Annotated in this window: 15 protein-coding genes and 1 pseudogene; 6 read left to right on the top strand and 10 right to left on the bottom strand. The window is 72.1% G+C overall.

The features are described 5' to 3' along the window. Positions 1-29 precede the first annotated feature (29 nt). The gene (locus ABZS40_RS12275; RefSeq protein WP_354943358.1) at positions 30-833 is read right to left on the bottom strand and encodes a fumarylacetoacetate hydrolase family protein; all 804 of its coding nucleotides are present in this window, start codon (positions 831-833) and stop codon (positions 30-32) included. Between the two features lie 174 nt (positions 834-1,007). On the opposite strand from ABZS40_RS12275, the gene ABZS40_RS12270 reads away from it, so the two are divergent. Beyond that, on the top strand, positions 1,008-2,471 hold the full coding sequence (locus ABZS40_RS12270; protein WP_354943357.1) for a hypothetical protein: 1,464 nt from the start codon (positions 1,008-1,010) through the stop codon (positions 2,469-2,471). Between the two features lie 34 nt (positions 2,472-2,505). Further along, positions 2,506-3,372 carry a 3-methyladenine DNA glycosylase gene (locus ABZS40_RS12265; protein ID WP_354943356.1) on the top strand — a complete coding sequence of 289 codons (867 nt, stop codon included), beginning with the start codon at positions 2,506-2,508 and terminating at the stop codon, positions 3,370-3,372. Positions 3,373-3,388: 16 nt separating this feature from the next. Here ABZS40_RS12265 and arfB read toward each other — a convergent pair whose 3' ends face one another. The 7 genes from arfB to ABZS40_RS12230 all read right to left on the bottom strand — a co-directional run bounded on the left by arfB (position 3,389) and on the right by ABZS40_RS12230 (position 8,947). Next, positions 3,389-3,814, bottom strand: coding sequence for an alternative ribosome rescue aminoacyl-tRNA hydrolase ArfB (arfB, locus tag ABZS40_RS12260; RefSeq protein WP_354943355.1), 426 nt, complete (start codon positions 3,812-3,814; stop codon positions 3,389-3,391). Between the two features lie 34 nt (positions 3,815-3,848). Then, positions 3,849-4,145: a hypothetical protein gene (locus ABZS40_RS12255; protein WP_354943354.1), complete on the bottom strand. Its 297-nt coding sequence runs from the start codon at positions 4,143-4,145 to the stop codon at positions 3,849-3,851. 98 nt (positions 4,146-4,243) lie between these two features. Beyond that, positions 4,244-5,098, bottom strand: a complete 855-nt coding sequence (locus tag ABZS40_RS12250; protein ID WP_354943353.1) for a trypsin-like peptidase domain-containing protein — start codon at positions 5,096-5,098, stop codon at positions 4,244-4,246. 38 nt (positions 5,099-5,136) lie between these two features. Next, positions 5,137-6,096: a VWA domain-containing protein gene (locus ABZS40_RS12245; RefSeq protein ID WP_354943352.1), complete on the bottom strand. Its 960-nt coding sequence runs from the start codon at positions 6,094-6,096 to the stop codon at positions 5,137-5,139. After that, complete coding sequence (locus tag ABZS40_RS12240; RefSeq protein ID WP_354943351.1) at positions 6,093-7,106, bottom strand: DUF58 domain-containing protein; 1,014 nt, start codon at positions 7,104-7,106, stop codon at positions 6,093-6,095. The genes ABZS40_RS12245 and ABZS40_RS12240 overlap by 4 nt, the downstream gene beginning before the upstream one ends. Continuing rightward, positions 7,103-8,152 (bottom strand): MoxR family ATPase, encoded by a 1,050-nt coding sequence (locus tag ABZS40_RS12235; protein WP_354943350.1) that lies wholly within the window; start codon positions 8,150-8,152, stop codon positions 7,103-7,105. The genes ABZS40_RS12240 and ABZS40_RS12235 overlap by 4 nt, the downstream gene beginning before the upstream one ends. Positions 8,153-8,440: 288 nt before the next feature. Then, entirely contained in the window at positions 8,441-8,947 is a 507-nt protein-coding gene (locus ABZS40_RS12230; protein WP_354943349.1) for a hypothetical protein, read from the bottom strand. Between the two features lie 386 nt (positions 8,948-9,333). Here ABZS40_RS12230 and ABZS40_RS12225 point away from each other — a divergent pair. After that, positions 9,334-10,155 (top strand): annotated as a pseudogene (locus ABZS40_RS12225) (endonuclease/exonuclease/phosphatase family protein); the annotation flags it as partial. Here the strand turns inward: ABZS40_RS12225 and cimA are convergent. Next, positions 10,144-11,727, bottom strand: a complete 1,584-nt coding sequence (cimA, locus tag ABZS40_RS12220; protein ID WP_354943348.1) for a citramalate synthase — start codon at positions 11,725-11,727, stop codon at positions 10,144-10,146. The pseudogene ABZS40_RS12225 and the gene cimA sit on opposite strands and share 12 nt — an antisense overlap. A gap of 417 nt (positions 11,728-12,144) precedes the next feature. Here cimA and ABZS40_RS12215 point away from each other — a divergent pair, with 417 nt between their 5' ends. The 3 genes from ABZS40_RS12215 to ABZS40_RS12205 all read left to right on the top strand — a co-directional run bounded on the left by ABZS40_RS12215 (position 12,145) and on the right by ABZS40_RS12205 (position 14,043). Beyond that, complete coding sequence (locus tag ABZS40_RS12215; RefSeq protein ID WP_354943347.1) at positions 12,145-12,675, top strand: carboxymuconolactone decarboxylase family protein; 531 nt, start codon at positions 12,145-12,147, stop codon at positions 12,673-12,675. Between the two features lie 83 nt (positions 12,676-12,758). Beyond that, the gene (locus ABZS40_RS12210) at positions 12,759-13,217 is read left to right on the top strand and encodes a PRC-barrel domain containing protein (protein ID WP_354943346.1); all 459 of its coding nucleotides are present in this window, start codon (positions 12,759-12,761) and stop codon (positions 13,215-13,217) included. Positions 13,218-13,272: 55 nt separating this feature from the next. After that, positions 13,273-14,043 (top strand): tyrosine-protein phosphatase, encoded by a 771-nt coding sequence (locus ABZS40_RS12205; RefSeq protein ID WP_354943345.1) that lies wholly within the window; start codon positions 13,273-13,275, stop codon positions 14,041-14,043. 51 nt (positions 14,044-14,094) lie between these two features. Here the strand turns inward: ABZS40_RS12205 and ABZS40_RS12200 are convergent, their stop codons facing one another. After that, the gene (locus ABZS40_RS12200) at positions 14,095-15,192 is read right to left on the bottom strand and encodes a branched-chain amino acid aminotransferase (protein WP_354943344.1); all 1,098 of its coding nucleotides are present in this window, start codon (positions 15,190-15,192) and stop codon (positions 14,095-14,097) included. Between the last annotated feature and the right edge of the window lie 14 nt (positions 15,193-15,206).

The raw sequence follows: 15,206 nt of genomic DNA, 5'->3' as shown, positions 1-15,206 counted from the left end.
GAGCTGCGGAAACAGGGGCATCAGACGGATCAGGCGACGGGAACCACCGGGTTGGTGAGCTCGCCGATGCCGTCGATCCGCACGGTGACCGTATCCCCCTCGACAAGCGGGCTAACCCCGGCCGGAGTGCCGGTGAGAACGACGTCGCCGGGCAGCAGGGTCATCACGTGCGAGATGTACGACACCAGGCCCGGCACGTCGAAGACCATGTCCTTCGTCCGGCCGAGTTGGCGTACCTCCATCTCCTCCGGGTTGCGACCCACCTCGCACCGGATCTCCAGGTCGGAGACGTCCAGCCCGGTGGTGATCCACGGGCCGATCGGGCAGAACGAGTCGAAGCCCTTGGCCCGGGTCCACTGCCCGTCCGAACGCTGGAGGTCCCGAGCGGTGACGTCGTTGGCGCAGGTGTAGCCGAAGATGGCGCGTTCGGCGGCGGCGCGGTCGGCGCGGCGCGCACCCGGCGCCCCGATCACGACCGCCAGCTCCGCCTCGTGTTCGACCTGCCTGGAGAAGATCGGCAGTCGGATGGCGTCCCGGGGGCCGATCACCGAGGTGGACGGCTTGAGGAAGAGCAGCGGCTCCTTGGGCACCTCGTTGCCGAGCTCGGCGGCGTGGTCGGCGTAGTTGCGGCCGACGCAGACGACCTTGCTGGGCAGGATCGGCGAGAGCAGCCGGACGTCGGAGAGGGCCCAGCGGGCCCCACTGAAGGTGAGATTGCCGAACGGGTGACCCTCGATCTCGGCGATGGTCAGGCCCTGCGGCCCGGCCTCCGCTTCGCCTTCGACGGCACCGAACGACATTCCCTTGGCATGGGCGAAACGAGCGATACGCACCCGGCCAATCTAGCGCCGCCGGTGCCCCAACCGGCCAGGACCGGCGGTCGGGTGTGCGCAACCCGTCAGCGCGCGGCACCCTAGCGGAGCTGGAGGTGACCGGTGCGGACTTCTCGACTTCGTACCCGCACGGAGGCGGCTCGCCCCTAGCGTCGGCTCCGGAGGTTCGTTCGTATGCCTGCATCGACACGACACCACAGAGCCCTCGCAGTGTTCGTGCACTGCCTCGGCATCCTCGCCGCCGTGCCGGCCCTGCCGACGGCGGCTCCGGAGGCGGCGGCCGCGCCACGACCACCGGCCGCGACGCCACGACCAACGGCTGCCGCGCCACGACCACCGGCCGCGACGCCACGACCAACGGCGGTCGCGCCACCACTACCGGCCGCCACACCAGCACCAGCGGGAACCCGGGCACCGGTGGCGATGGTCGCGCGGGTGACCGAGCCCACCCCGCCCTCGGCGCCACCGGCGATGGCGCCGCCGACCCGGGCGCCGGCGTCGGCGCCCCCACAACAGGTGACGGTGGCGGTCGCCACGGAGAGCAGCCCGGCACCGAGGTACCGGATCCAGGTGCGCAACGTGAGCAACTCGCCGCTGGTGACCACAGTGCGTCAGGAACTGCCGCCCGGCTCGTCGACGACCGCGATCAGCGGTGGTGGCCGGTCCACCCCGGCCGGCGGATCGGCCACCGAGGTGACCTGGCGACTGCGGCTGCCCGCGCACAGCACCACCACCCTGGGCACCGCGCTCGCCGCGACCGCGCCGGGCCGGCCGCTGACCGCGCCGACCTGCGCGTTCACCAGTGACGGCAGCCGGCCGTACGACTGCGCCAGTGCCACCTGGCAGGCGGCAGCGGCACCGGCGGCCGAGGTGACCGAGGCCCCGCCGTGGCGCCGCTACCCGGTGCTGCTCGCCGGGCTGGCGGTCCTGCTGCTGATCAGCGCCGCCCTGGTGTGGGTGTGGCGACGTCGGCGAGGGCGTCGGGTGACGGCTGCCGCACTCTCCACCAGCGGCGGCGGCGAGGGTGGTCGCGGCACGGTCTACCCCCGCCCGGCCGCCCCGAGTCCGGTGCGGCGGCGGCGTACCCCGCCGGTCTGGATGTTGGTGGGCGCCGCGGTCGTGGTGCTGGCCGGCGTGGTCGGCACCGCGGGTTGGACGGCGACCCGGCAGGTAGCGGCGATCGACACGCAGAAGCAGCCCACCAGCGGCGCGTGGGTGGGCTCCGGGGTCAACGGGTCGCTGGGCGTGCCGCTGCGCGAGTCGGCGTTCGAGTTCACCGTGTACCGGATGACCTGCGGCGCGCCCGGCAGCGCCGGGAAGCCCGACGGCGGCGGTGCCGCACCGGCGAACGGGCGACGCTGCGAGGCCACAGTGGGTGTGCGCAACGTCACCGGCGACCACCAGCCGTGGCACAGCGAGCTGCAACGGGCGTACCTGCCCGGCGGGCGCTGGGTGAGCACCGACGAGTCGGCCACCCGGACGGCGAACCTGGGTCGGGACGTCTTCGCCGACCCGATGGCGGCGGGCACCCGGATGGTGCTCCCGCTGGTCTTCACCGTCGACGGGCGGGACCCGCCCCAGCAGCTGGAGCTGCGCAGCGGGGTGTTCTCCGCCGGGGTCCGGGTGCAGATGCCCTGACCGGGTGTGCGGGCGGCGGTCGTACCCTGGGTGCGTGACCGCCGCCCTCGCCCCCGCCGTGCTCGACGTGGCGCAGTGGCAGGCCCGCCTGCGGGCCCACGAGGAGCGGGTGGACGTCTGGCTGACCCCGCACCTGGCCCGGCGACGTCGTGGTGAGCGGCATCCGGTGGCCGACTTCCTGTTCACCTACTACTCGCACCGCCCGGCACAGCTGCGTCGCTGGCATCCGGGGTCCGGGGTCGAGCTGCGCGACGCCGATCCGGCCGAGTTCGGCCGCGACTACCGCGCCAGCACCGCCGGGGTCACCCTCGACACCGAGGGGGTACGCGCGCGGCGTGGCGAGTCGATCGCCTGGATCCGCTCCCTGCTGGAGGCGACGCGGGGGCGGGCACCGCACTTCGGCTGCTTCGGGATGCACGAGTGGGCGATGGTCTACCGGCAGACCCGGGAGGAGCTGCGGCACAACGCCTGGCCGCTGCGGCTGAGCGCGGAGCGCACCGCCGAGGTCGTCGAGGAGCGGGGCGTGCGGTGCAGCCACTTCGACGCGTTCCGGTTCTTCACAGCGCCGGCCCGCCCGTTGAACCTGCTCACCCCGACCCGGGAGACGCAGCACGCGCACGAGCAGCCGGGCTGCCTGCACGCCAACATGGATCTGTACAAGTGGGCGTACAAGGTGTCGCCGTTGGTCTGCTCGGAGCTGGTGGCCGACGCGTTCGACCTGGCCCGGGACATCCGCACGCTGGACATGCGGGCCAGCCCGTACGACCTGGCGGCACTCGGCTACCCGCCGGTGCGGGTGGAGACTCCGGACGGCCGGGCGGAGTACGCGGCGGCGCAGCGCGGGTTCGCCGAGCGGGCCGCCGTGCTGCGCGACCGGCTGCTCGCCGCCGTCCCGGTCTAGTCGTCGTCGGCGCGGTCTAGTCGTCGTCGGCGCGGCGGTCCCGCTTGCGCTGGGACTGGCGTTTCTTCTCGGCCAGCCGGCGTTCCTTGGCTCCACGCGACGGGCGGGTCGCTCGGCGGCTCGGCGGTGGGGGCGCGGCGGCCTCCCGCAGCAGGGCGGTCATCCGGGCCCGGGCCGCCTCCCGGTTGGCCAGCTGGGCCCGGTGCTCGCTGGCGGCGATCGTCAGCACCCCGTCGACGAGGCGGTTGGCCAGCCGGGCCAGCGCCCGCGACCGCAGCCACTCGGGCACGGCCGGCGAGTTGGCCACGTCGTAGCTCAGCTCGACGCGGGAGTCCGCGGTGTTCACGCCCTGCCCGCCGGGCCCCGACGAGCGGGAGAAGCGCTCCCGTAGCTCCCCGGCGGGAACGACCCACCGGTCGGTCACCCGCAGTCCGTCGTCCACGCCCCGAGGCTAACCCGCGACGACCCGCCGAGGGTCATCGGTGCGGAGGCTCACTCTGCGTCGGGGACTGGCTGGGCGCCGGTCCGGCGGTCTCCTCGTCGGAGCCGACGGCCGCGTACGCCACGGCGCCGAAGAGCAGCACCCCGATCACCGCGGCCTTCACGGCGACGCCGCGGATCAGCGACCAGGCGCCCCGGCGGGCGCCTGGCACCGATTTCTTGACGGTCTGGTAATCGTTCCACCCGCGTCGTGCCCGGGTGTACGCCGACCCCACTGCACATCCGATGACCAGGCCCACCAGCAGGAGGACCGTGAGAAGAGGACGCTCCACCTCCGCCAGTATCCATACCGAGCGTAATATTTCCATGGTCCGATGCCGTCCGGCCGGATATCTGACAGTGGTGACCCCCGTCAGGGCGTTCGGGCAGCTCAGCCACCCTTGCCGATGATCGTGTCGGCGGTCTGCTGCACCTGGTCGATCGGGATGGCGAACCCGATGCCGATCGAGCCGTTGCCGTCGATGGTGGCGATGGCGGTGTTCACCCCGACCACCTCCCCGCGCGCGTTGACCAGTGGCCCACCGGAGTTGCCGGGGTTGATGGACGCGTCTGTCTGCACCGCGCTGTGTCGGTTGTTGCCGAGCCGTACCTCCCGGTCGAGCGCGCTGACGATGCCCGCGGTGACCGTGCCGGCCAGACCGAGCGGCGACCCCACCGCGAGCACCGGCTCACCGACCCGGGTCGCGCCCGGCTTGGCCAGGGGCAGCGGAGTGAGACCGGCCGACGCCGGCACCTTGAGCACCGCCAGGTCGCTGCGCGGCTCCCGTCCGACCACCTCGGCGGCGAACCGGCGGCCGTCGGGCAGCTCCACCGTCACCGGCCCGCCACCGGACTTGGCCAGGATATGGTCGTTGGTGATCAGGTGCTGCTGGTCGTCCACGGCGAAGCCGGAGCCGGTCGCGGACCCGCTGGTCGCGCCGCCGGCCAGCACCGACACCACCCCGGGTACGGTCCGCTCGGCCGCGGTGACCAGCTCTGCCGGCACCGGGGCGGCGGACGCCGCAGCCGGGCCCCCAGCCCCGTCCCGGCTGGCCACCACGCCACCGGCGAGAGCACCGGAGACGGCCGAGACCGCCACCACTGCCAGCACGGCGAGCAGCCGCCCAGGCCGTCGCCCGCCCGGGTCGCGGTCGGGCGCGTCCCACCACCCGCGCCCGTCCGGGTCGAGTTCCGGCGAGATGAACCAGGGACCGCGCGGTTCGCCCAGTCCGGTCTGTACTGCCATGCGTACTCCTCACGGTCGACGTCGGTTGTGCGCGGCGGTCAGGGCAGCCGGGAGAACCAGCGCATCGAGCCCGCGGCGGCACCCATCGCGAACACCAGTCCGAGGCCGATGAACCGGGCCGAGACGTCCTGCCGCTCGGTGCGGTAGCCCACCGAGCTGCCGATGTCGTCGTAGACGGCGCGCAGCTCGTCGGTGGTGCTGGCCTCGTGGAAAATGCCGCCGGTCTCCTCGGCGACCGCCTTGAGGGTCTGACCGTCCACCGGCACCTGGATGGGTCGTCCACCTCGGTCGACGAACCCGGACGGGGTGCCGAACGAGATCGAGTGCACCGGCACCTCCGCCTTCACCGCTTCCGCGGCCGCCTCCATCGGGTCCATCCCGGAGGTGTTGGCGCCGTCGGAGAGCAGGATGATCCGGGCCGGTGGGGTCTCCTTCGCGGCTTCGCTGTCCAGGCTCTTGACCGCGCCGAGTGAGGTGTTGATTGCCTCGCCGATCGCGGTGCCCTGGACACCGGTGATGCCCTCGGCGAGCCGGTCGATCCCCTCGTCGAGGGCGTCCCGGTCGGTGCCCGGGGGCACCAGCACGGCCGCGCTGCCGGCGAACGCGACGAGACCCACGTTGAACTCGTCGGGCAGGCCCTCGACGAAGCGCCGGGCGGCCTCCTTCGCCGCGGCCAACCGGTCCGGTTCGACGTCGGTGGCGAGCATCGACGTGGAGACGTCCACCGCCACCATCACCGTGGCCCGTTCGCGGGGCACCCGGACCTCGGCGCTCGGGCGGGCGAAGCCGACCACGAGCAGCGCCAGCATGGCCAGGAAGAGCCCGGCCGGTACGTGTCGACGCCAGGCGGGCCGCTCCGGCGCCACCCGGTCCAGCAGCCGCAGGTTGGTGAAGCGGACCGCGTACCGGCTGCGTCGCCGCTGCATGACCAGGTACGCGACGACCAGGGCGAGCACGCCGATCAGCAGCCAGAGTCGCAGCGGCGACTGCCAGATCACGCGGCACCTCCCCGGGGTCGGCCGACCGGCGCGGCGGCCAGTCGACGCTGGGCGTGCACGTGCCGGACGATGTCCGCGCTCCAGTCCCCGTCGGTGCGCAGCGGCAGGTGGGTGGCCCCGCTGCGGCGCAGCGCCTGGTGGACCTGTTCGCGCTGGGCGGTGGCGGCCTCGGCGTACCGCTCGCGCAGCCCACGGTCCGATGTGCACACCTCGCGGTGCCGACCGGTCTCCGGGTCGACGAGCGTGATCAGGCCGACGTCCGGCAGTTCCAGCTCACGCGGGTCGGTCACCTCGATCGCCAGCACCTGGTGCCGGACGGCCAGCCGGCGCATGGTCCGCTCCCAGGGCGCTGCCTGACTGGGATCGTCGGGCAGGCCGTCGAGGTAGTCGGAGACCACCACGACCAGCCCACGCCTGTTGGCGATCCGGTGCAGCGCGTCGAGTCCGTCGGCCAGATCGGGCGGTAGGGCCGTCGGCCTTCGCCCGGGCCGGTCGGTGGGCGCGGTGGCCCGGGGGGCGGCGAGCAACGCGCGGAGCAGAGCGAGCAGATGGGTACGCCCGCTGCGGGCCGGGAAGCGGCGTACCCCGTCGGCGCGCAGCACCTGGGCGCCGAGGCGGTTGCCGACGCCCGCGGTCAGGAAGCCGACCGCCGCGACGGCGGCCACCGCCAGTTCCCGTTTGTCCAGCTCGGCGGTGCCGAACTCCATGCTGGCGCTGCCGTCGACGAGCAGCCAGGTGGTCAGTTCCCGGTCGGCGTCGACCTGCCGGACATGCGGTACGGCGGTCCGGGCTGTCACCGCCCAGTCCATCCGGCGAACCTCGTCCTCGCCCGGCCGGTACTCGCGGCTGCCGGACGGCTCACTGCCGGGACCGGGCAGCAGACCGCGGTACTGGCCGTGCAGCAGGCCGTTCAGTCGGCGGGTGACTGTCAGTTCCAGGCGGCGCAGGCGCTGGTCCGGGGCCAGCTCGGCAAGGCCGGGGTCGGCGGGCGCGACGGTGGCGCGTCTCATGCCGCCGCCAGATCCGGTGTCTGCTGCGGGTGTCCGGTGGCCAGCCGGGGCGGCGGCACCGCCTCGACGAGCCGTCGCACCACGCTCTCGGCCGACACCCCGTCGGCCACCGCGTCGAAGGAGAGCACCAGCCGGTGGGCGAGGACGTCGACGGCCAGCTCACGGATGTCCTCGGGCAGCACGTACTCCCGCCCGCGCAGCAGGGCCTGTGCCCGGGCGGCAGCGACCAGCCCCAGGGTGGCCCGGGGGCTGGCCCCGTACGCCAACAGCGGGGCGATCTCGGGCAGCCCGAACCGGCCCGGGTCGCGGGTGGCGAGGATCAGCCGCACCACGTACTCGGCCAACGCGTGGTGGACGAAGACCCGCTCGGCGTGGATCTGGAGGTCCCGCAGCCGTTGCGCGTCGAGCACCGGGCGCGGGGTCGGCCGGTCGGTGCTCATCCGGTAGAGGATGGCCAGTTCGTCGGCGTCGCTGGGGTAGTCGACTACCACCTTCATCAGGAACCGGTCACGCTGCGCCTCCGGGAGCTGGTAGACCCCCTCGGACTCGATCGGGTTCTGGGTGGCCAGCACCAGGAACGGCTCCGGGACCGGCCAGCTGCGCCCGCCGATCGAGACCTGCCGTTCGGCCATCGCCTCCAGCAGCGCCGACTGGACCTTGGCCGGGGCCCGGTTGATCTCGTCGGCCAGCACCAGGTTGGCCATGATCGGGCCCAGCTCGATGTCGAAGGTCTCCTTCGACGCCCGGTAGATCCGGGTGCCGACGATGTCGGAGGGCACCAGGTCCGGGGTGAACTGAATCCGGGAGAAGGTGCCGCCGACCACCGTCGCGAGGGTCTGCGCGGCCAGTGTCTTGGCCACGCCGGGCACCCCCTCCAGGAGGCAGTGTCCGTTGGCGACCAGGGCGGTGAGCAGGCGTTCGACGAGGCGATCCTGCCCGACGATCACGCGTTTGACCTCGAAGAGGGTCTGTTCCAGCTCGATACCGGTCGGCTCCGGATCGACCGGGCTGGGCATGCTGGCCAGGGTGTCCGAGATGTCCGTCACGGTGCTTGCTTCCCGGGCACACGCCCGGCAAACGTCGGATTGTGCGGCCCGGACCGGCCCGCAGTGGCCGGAATGGGGATGAGCCGCGCGGAAGGGTGACGACCGTCGCGAGCCTGTCGAGGGGCGGACAACCGGCAAGGGACCGGCCACTGTGCGCCCGAGCGGCACGAACCGGTCGAGCAGGGCCCGACCCCAACCTGGCGCCGCCGATCCGGGCCGGGCGTGCGCGCCGGGCAGACAGGGTCCGGCCCCCGCGCCGGAGGCGACGGGGGCCGGGTGTCGGTTCGGTCAGGGCGTGTGGGTGAGCAGGGTGAAGCCCAGGTCGGACGGGGTCCCGGCCGAGTTGCGGGTCTGCACGAAGACCGCGTTGGGTGTCAGCAGCCGTGGAGCGACGGAGACCTCACCACCCGGCGGGATGCAGCAGGAGTCCGACCGGGAGATGGTGGCCAGGAAGGCGCCGGCCGTCACGTTGTGGCCGAAGATCACCTCGTACTGGCCGACGCCGTACTTGACCACGGTGCCGCCACCGCGCGCCTTGGTGCCGTTGGAGTTGACGACGGTGTAGACGTTGGTGGCCACCAGTGGAGTGGCCGCACCCGCCTTCAGCGCCGCTTTCGCGATGCGCGCCGACTCGGCGCTGACCGGCGGCTGGGAGTTCGTGCCGCGTGCCGGCTGGACCGCTTCCTGCGGCGCCTTCGCCGACGGTTGGGCGATAGCGATGCCCCCGCCGGCGAGACTGAGCCCCAGGACGGCGAACGTTACCGCCGCCACCTTACGTCGGAAGGATGTGCTCATGACAGGTCCCCCTTGTGTGACCGTGCGAATTCGGCCGACCCGCGGGGCGGGACGGTTGACTGCCCATAAATAGGCGTACAACGACAGTTGGGCGGTGGAAAGCGGCCTCGCTCACACCCGACGAGATTGATTTCCCAGCAATCTGCATCCCCTCTGAGCTGCTGTTACTACTCAGAGTTGCGTCGTTTAAGCCAGATGGAACGTAGCACCGGAAAAAGCCACCAGTCAATAGTTGATCTCGCTTTTCCGGGGTGTCAACCAGCCGTCAGATAATTGTGAAATGTGAGCGCACCACCATTCACGAAATGGCCTCGCGAGGTCTGACTAGGATCACCGTCGTGATCGTCGACGCTCCGCCCGCGCAGCGAAAGGCCCGGCTCGGCACGGTGCTCTGCTGGCTTGCCGTTGTACCCACCGCCCTCTGGGCGGCCGCCCGACTGCTCGGCCTGGACCGGGGGCCGTTGGTGCAGGCGCTCGCCTTCACGCCGTACGTCGCGGGCGTCAGCGTGCTGGTCCTGGCCCTGGTACTCGCCCTACGGCGCTGGTGACCGGCGGCGCTCGCGGCCCTGACGGCGGTGGCGTTGCTCGGCACCGTCGCACCTCGGGCGCTGGCCAGCCCGCAGCCCGCGGCGGCCGGGCCGACAGTGCGGCTACTCACCGCCAATCTGCTCGCCGGCGCCGCCGACGCGCGGACGCTCGTGGAGCTGGTCCGGCGACACCGGGTGGATGTGCTCGCCGTGCAGGAGTTCACGCCGGACGCCCAGGCAGCCCTGGATCAGCTCGGCCTCGCCACGCTACTGCCGCACCGGCAGCTCAACCCGGAGGTGGGCACCGCCGGCTCCGGGCTCTACTCGCGGTGGCCGATCACCGACGGCGGTGTCCGGCGCAACCTCGAGGGTTGGGGCTTCAGCCAGGCGTACGCGACGGTGTCCGTCCCCGGCGGGCCCCCGGTCCGCGTCGAGTCGGCCCACCCCTCGGCGCCGTACGCGCTGGACCAGGTGGGCGCCTGGCGTGCCGACCTGACCGCCCAGCCACCGGCCACTCCGGACGGTGGCCTGCGGATCCTCGCCGGAGACTTCAACGCGACCCTCGACCGCAGTCCAACCCACCTCGTCGATCTTGCACTTACTGTCCCGGCATCAGCGACAAAAGCCGCAGACCGTCAACACCAAGTGCAAGATCGCGAGAGTGGGGGGTTAGACGGTGGTGGGGGCCAGGCCGTAGGTGAGGGCGTCTACCAGGGCGTGCCAGCTGGCCTCGACCACGTTGGGGTGGACGCCGACAGTGGTCCAGTCCCGGCCGCCGCCGTCCGAGGTTTCCAGCAGGACCCGGGTGACCGCACCGGTGCCGTGGCTGCCCTCCAGGATGCGCACCTTGTAGTCGGCCAACTCGAAGTCACGCAGCTGCGGATAGTGCCGCGCCAGCCCCACCCGCAACGCCTCGTCGAGGGCGTTGACCGGCCCGTTGCCCTCGGCGGTGGCGATCACCCGCTCGCCGCGAACCCGGATCTTGACGGTCGCCTCGGAGACCACCGCCCCGTCCTCGCGGTGCTCGACCAACACCCGGTACGACTCCAGGGTGAACGGCCGGGCCGGACTGCCCTCCGGCAGTTCGGAGCGGACCAGCAGCTCGAAGGAGGCATCGGCCGCCTCGAAGGACCAGCCACCCGCCTCCAACTCCTTGACCCGCTTGGTGACCCGGTTCAGGGCGTCCGGGCGGCCGGCCAGGTCCAGTCCGAGCTCACGACTCTTGAGCTCGACGCTGGCCCGACCCGCCATCTCGGTGATCAGGATCCGCATGTCGTTGCCCACCACCGACGGGTCCACGTGGTTGTAGAGCAACGGGTCGACCTTGATCGCGCTCGCGTGCAACCCCGCCTTGTGGGCGAAGGCGGCGGCCCCGGCGTACGCCTGGTGGGTGTCGGGGGCGATGTTGGCGATCTCGGCGATGGCGTGCGAGACCCGCACCATCTGCGCCAGGCAGCCCTCCGGTAGGACGGGCATGCCGAGCTTGAGTTGGAGGTTGGCGACGACCGCGAAGATGTCGGCGTTGCCCGGGCGTTCGCCGTACCCGTTGGCGGTGCCCTGCACGTGGCGCACGCCCGCCTCGACGGCGGCGATCGTGTTGGCGACCGCGCAGGAGGTGTCGTTCTGAGCGTGCATACCGAGCAGCCCGGCGTCGATCCCCAGCCGGTCGGTCAGGTCACGGATCACGGCGGTCACCTGGGACGGCAGCATGCCGCCGTTGGTGTCGCAGAGCACCATCCGCTCGGCGCCGGCCGCGAGCGCTGTCTGCACCACTGCCGCGCCGTACGCGGGGTCGTGCCGGTAGCCGTCGAAGAAGTGTTCGCCGTCGACGAAGACCCGTCGACCCTCGCGGACGAGGTGGTCGACGGTGTCGTGGATCATCGCGAGGTTTTCCGCGCCGGTGGTGCGCAGCGCGCGCTCGACGTGCCGGCTGTCGGCCTTGGCGACCAGGGCCACGGCCGGGGTCTGCGCCTCCAGCAGGGCGCGCACCTGGGGGTCGTCCGCGACCGGAACGCCGGCCTTGCGGGTGGCCCCGAACGCGACGAGTACGGCGTGCCGCAGCTCCAGCTCGGTGCGGGCGCGGCGGAAGAACTCGGTGTCCTTGGGCACCGCGCCCGGCCAGCCGCCCTCAATGAAGCCGACGCCGAACTCGTCGAGCAGCCGGGCCACGGCCAGCTTGTCGACCACCGAGTAGGTGAGCCCCTCGCGCTGGGCGCCGTCGCGCAACGTGGTGTCGAAGACCTGGAACGTCATCAGGATCCTTTCTCGGAGCAACAAAAAGACCTCCCGCGGATGCGGGAGGTCTGCGCGCTCGGCAGAGGGGAGGGCCGGCGCGCTAGGTCGCAATAATCAGGGCGGTGCTGGTCACGATGGCCACTCTGCCACTCCTCCCCTGTTTTTGGGAGGAACAATCCACATCGCGGGATGGTGACGGAGGGTGCGTTCGCACCGTACCGCCGCTCGTGATCGGCTTCACAAGCCACCGGGCCACTCATCGGCGGAGACTGCCATGCGAAAGCATTCGGAACGGATCCGATGATGGCCACCGCGCCGTCTCCAAGGGGGACCTGTGCTCACCGTCAGTGACCGCTTACCTGAGCACGGACTCGCCGCCCGCGTATCGCTGGGCGCCAACAACGCGTCCAAGACGATCGCCACCGGGGTCTGACCATGGGCCTGGACGCGATCACGGCAGCCCTGCCGGAGTACGCCAAGGACATCAAGCTCAACCTGGGCGCCACCGTCGGTTCCTCAACGTTGACCCCGGTGCAGACCTGGGGCACCGCGCTGGCCTGTGCGATGACCGCCCGCAACCCCCTGGTGCTGCGGGAGATCGCGGCCGAGGCGCTCGGGCACCTCGGGCCGGAGGGTGTCGAGGCGGCCAAGGGCGCTGCGGCGATCATGGCGATGAACAACATCTACTACCGGGCCAAGCACCTGATCGGCGACGAGCAGTACGCCTCGATGCCGGCGCGACTGCGGATGCAGATCATCGCGAGGCCGGGAGTGGACAAGGGCGACTTCGAGCTCTGGTGCCTCGCCGTGTCGGCCATCGCCGGCTGCGGGGTCTGCCTGGAGTTGCACGAGAAGAAGCTGCGCGGCAGCGGCTTCACCCGGGAGCAGCTGCACGAGGCCCTGCGGATCTCCGCCGTCGTGCACGCCGCGGCGGTCACCCTGGACGCCGAGGCCGCACTGGCCTGAGCCTGTGGCCGTTTCCGGCCCCCGGCGGCCGGGTAGCTCCTGCGGAGACATGAGTTGATCGGTGACAGTCAGGAGTGAACGGCATGGACAGGATCGATCCGCACGCCACCCACGCCGGGCCGGACCCGCTGCGCGGCGGCGACCAGGGCACGGTGCCCGGCGGGGCGCCGGCCGGCACGTTCGACCCCTGGCGCTACCGCGACCACGCCGGCGTGGCCGACGTCGACCTGGTCGGCTACAAGGTCGAGGCCACCGACGGTGGAGTCGGCAAGATCGACAGCGCCAGCCACGAGGTGGGCGGCAGCTACCTGGTCGTGGACACCGGGCCCTGGATCTTCGGCAAGAAGGTGATGTTGCCGGCCGGCACCGTCAACCAGGTCGACCACGACCAGCGCACCGTCTCCGTCGACCGGACCCGGGACCAGATCAAGGCCGCCCCGGAGTACGACGAGACCAGCCACAGCGACCCGAGCTACCGGGATCAGCTGGGTGGCTACTACGACGAGACGTACGGCGCGCTCCCGCCCGGCACCGCACGGTGACTGTTCGACCCGACGGCCGGTGGGGCGCTGTCCCACCGGCCGTTACCGTGTGAGCGTGGACGCCACCGGGAACAACCCCCAGCTCTCGCTCCCCGCCACCTTCAACTTCCGCGACGTCGGTGGCTATCTCGGCCACGACGACCGGTCCGTACGCCGAGGACGGCTCTACCGCTCCGACTCGCTGCACCGCCTCACCGAGCAGGACCGGGACGCGTTCGCCGCGATCGGGATCCGCACGGTCATCGACCTGCGCCGCCCCACGGAGGTGGAACGCGACGGCCGGGTGCCGGCGTACCAGGGACTGACCTACCGGCACATCCACCCGGAGCACGCCGACTGGGCGGGCACGCCGCACGAGGAGGGCGCCAGCCTCGCCCAGTACCTCGCGGACCGGTACGCCGACCTGGCCCAGACCGGCACCGCCGGGTTGGCCGAGGCGATCGGCCTGATCGCCGAGTCCGTCAACGCCCCGGTGGTGGTGCACTGCGTAGCCGGCAAGGACCGCACCGGCATCGTCTGCGCGCTGACCCTCGCCGTGCTCGGCGTCGACGACGCGGACATCGCCGCGGACTACGCGTTGAGCAGTGTGGCGTCGGCCCGGTACAGCGCCTGGCTGGCCACCGTCACCCCGGGCGGCGTGGACGTGCCGGCGCCGTTCCTGAGCTCACCCGCCGAGGCGATGCAGATCTTCCTGGACGAGCTGCGCGCGGGGCACGGCTCGGTCGAGGCGTACCTGCGCCACGCCGGTGTGACCGACGAGCAGCTCGCCGCGCTCCGCGACCACCTGCTCGACGAGCCCACCAAGGCGCAGCCCACCGACGCGTAGGGCCAACCGCGCCGGCCCGTCCGGGTGGACGGGCCGGCGCAGCGACGGAGATCAGAAGACCCGCTGCACCCAGCCGTGCGGGTCGGCCGCCTTGCCCCGCTGGATGTCGACAAGTTGCTGACGCAGGGCCGTGGTGACCCGACCGGGCTCGCCGCCACCGATCAGGAACTCGCCGTCCGGGAAGCGGACCCCACCGATCGGGGTGACCACCGCGGCGGTGCCGCAGGCGAACACCTCCTTCAGGCGTCCGCTGGCGGCGTCGGCCTGCCAGTCGGCGAAGCTGACCGGCCGCTCCTCGACCTGGTGTCCGGCCGCGCCGGCCAGCGCGAGGACGGCGTCGCGGGTGATGCCCGGCAGGATCGTGCCGGTCAACGGCGGGGTGACCACAGTGCCGTCGTCGTAGACGAAGAAGACGTTCATGCCGCCCAGCTCGTCGACGAACCGGCGCTCCACCGCGTCCAGAAAGACGACCTGGTCGCAGCCGGCCTCGATGGCCTCCGCCTGGGCCGCGAGCGACGCGGCGTAGTTGCCGCCGCACTTGGCCGCGCCGGTGCCGCCGGGCGCGGCCCGGGTGTAGTCCGGAGAGACCCAGACGGTGACCGGCTTGACGCCACCGGTGAAGTACGCCCCGACCGGTGAGGCGATCACCATGTAGAGGTACTCGTTGGCCGGGCGGACGCCGAGGAAGACCTCGCTGGCGAACATGAACGGCCGCAGGTAGAGGCTGCCGTCCTCGCCGGTGGGGATCCACTCCCGGTCGATCTCGATGAGCTTGTGCAACGAGTCGACGAACACCTCCGGCGGCAGCACCGGCATCGCCATCCGCTGCGCGGAGGTGGCGAAGCGGGCCGCGTTGGCGCCCGGCCGGAACATCGTCACGCCACCGTCGGCCGTGCGGTACGCCTTGAGGCCCTCGAAGATCTCCTGCGCGTAGTGCAGCACCGCGCTGGCCGGGTCCATCGGGATCGGGGCACGCGCCTCCACCCGGGCGTCGTACCAGCCCTTGCCGTCCGCGTAGCGGACCGTGACCATGTGGTCGGTGAAGACCCGGCCGAATCCGGGGTTGGTCAGTAGTGCGGCCCGATCGGCGGCGGATACCGGCACGAGATTCGGACGGATCTCGAAGTCGAGCTTGTCACCACCGCTCATCGCGCTGACCTCCC

Source organism: Micromonospora sp. NPDC005324 (genome assembly GCF_040607155.1).
Classification (GTDB): domain Bacteria; phylum Actinomycetota; class Actinomycetes; order Mycobacteriales; family Micromonosporaceae; genus Micromonospora; species Micromonospora trifolii.
Note: the sequence above shows the minus strand (reverse complement) of the source record. Positions and strands in the feature narration are given on the sequence as shown.

What these genes read in the sequence shown, in the direction of transcription:
- ABZS40_RS12200 (WP_354943344.1), bottom strand. Translation starts at nt 15,192, where the DNA reads ATGAGCGGTGGTGACAAGCTCGACTTCGAGATCCGTCCGAATCTCGTG.
- ABZS40_RS12210 (WP_354943346.1), top strand. Translation starts at nt 12,759, where the DNA reads ATGGACAGGATCGATCCGCACGCCACCCACGCCGGGCCGGACCCGCTG.
- ABZS40_RS12250 (WP_354943353.1), bottom strand. Translation starts at nt 5,098, where the DNA reads ATGGCAGTACAGACCGGACTGGGCGAACCGCGCGGTCCCTGGTTCATC.
- cimA (WP_354943348.1), bottom strand. Translation starts at nt 11,727, where the DNA reads ATGACGTTCCAGGTCTTCGACACCACGTTGCGCGACGGCGCCCAGCGC.
- ABZS40_RS12230 (WP_354943349.1), bottom strand. Translation starts at nt 8,947, where the DNA reads ATGAGCACATCCTTCCGACGTAAGGTGGCGGCGGTAACGTTCGCCGTC.
- ABZS40_RS12240 (WP_354943351.1), bottom strand. Translation starts at nt 7,106, where the DNA reads ATGAGACGCGCCACCGTCGCGCCCGCCGACCCCGGCCTTGCCGAGCTG.
- ABZS40_RS12215 (WP_354943347.1), top strand. Translation starts at nt 12,145, where the DNA reads ATGGGCCTGGACGCGATCACGGCAGCCCTGCCGGAGTACGCCAAGGAC.
- ABZS40_RS12270 (WP_354943357.1), top strand. Translation starts at nt 1,008, where the DNA reads ATGCCTGCATCGACACGACACCACAGAGCCCTCGCAGTGTTCGTGCAC.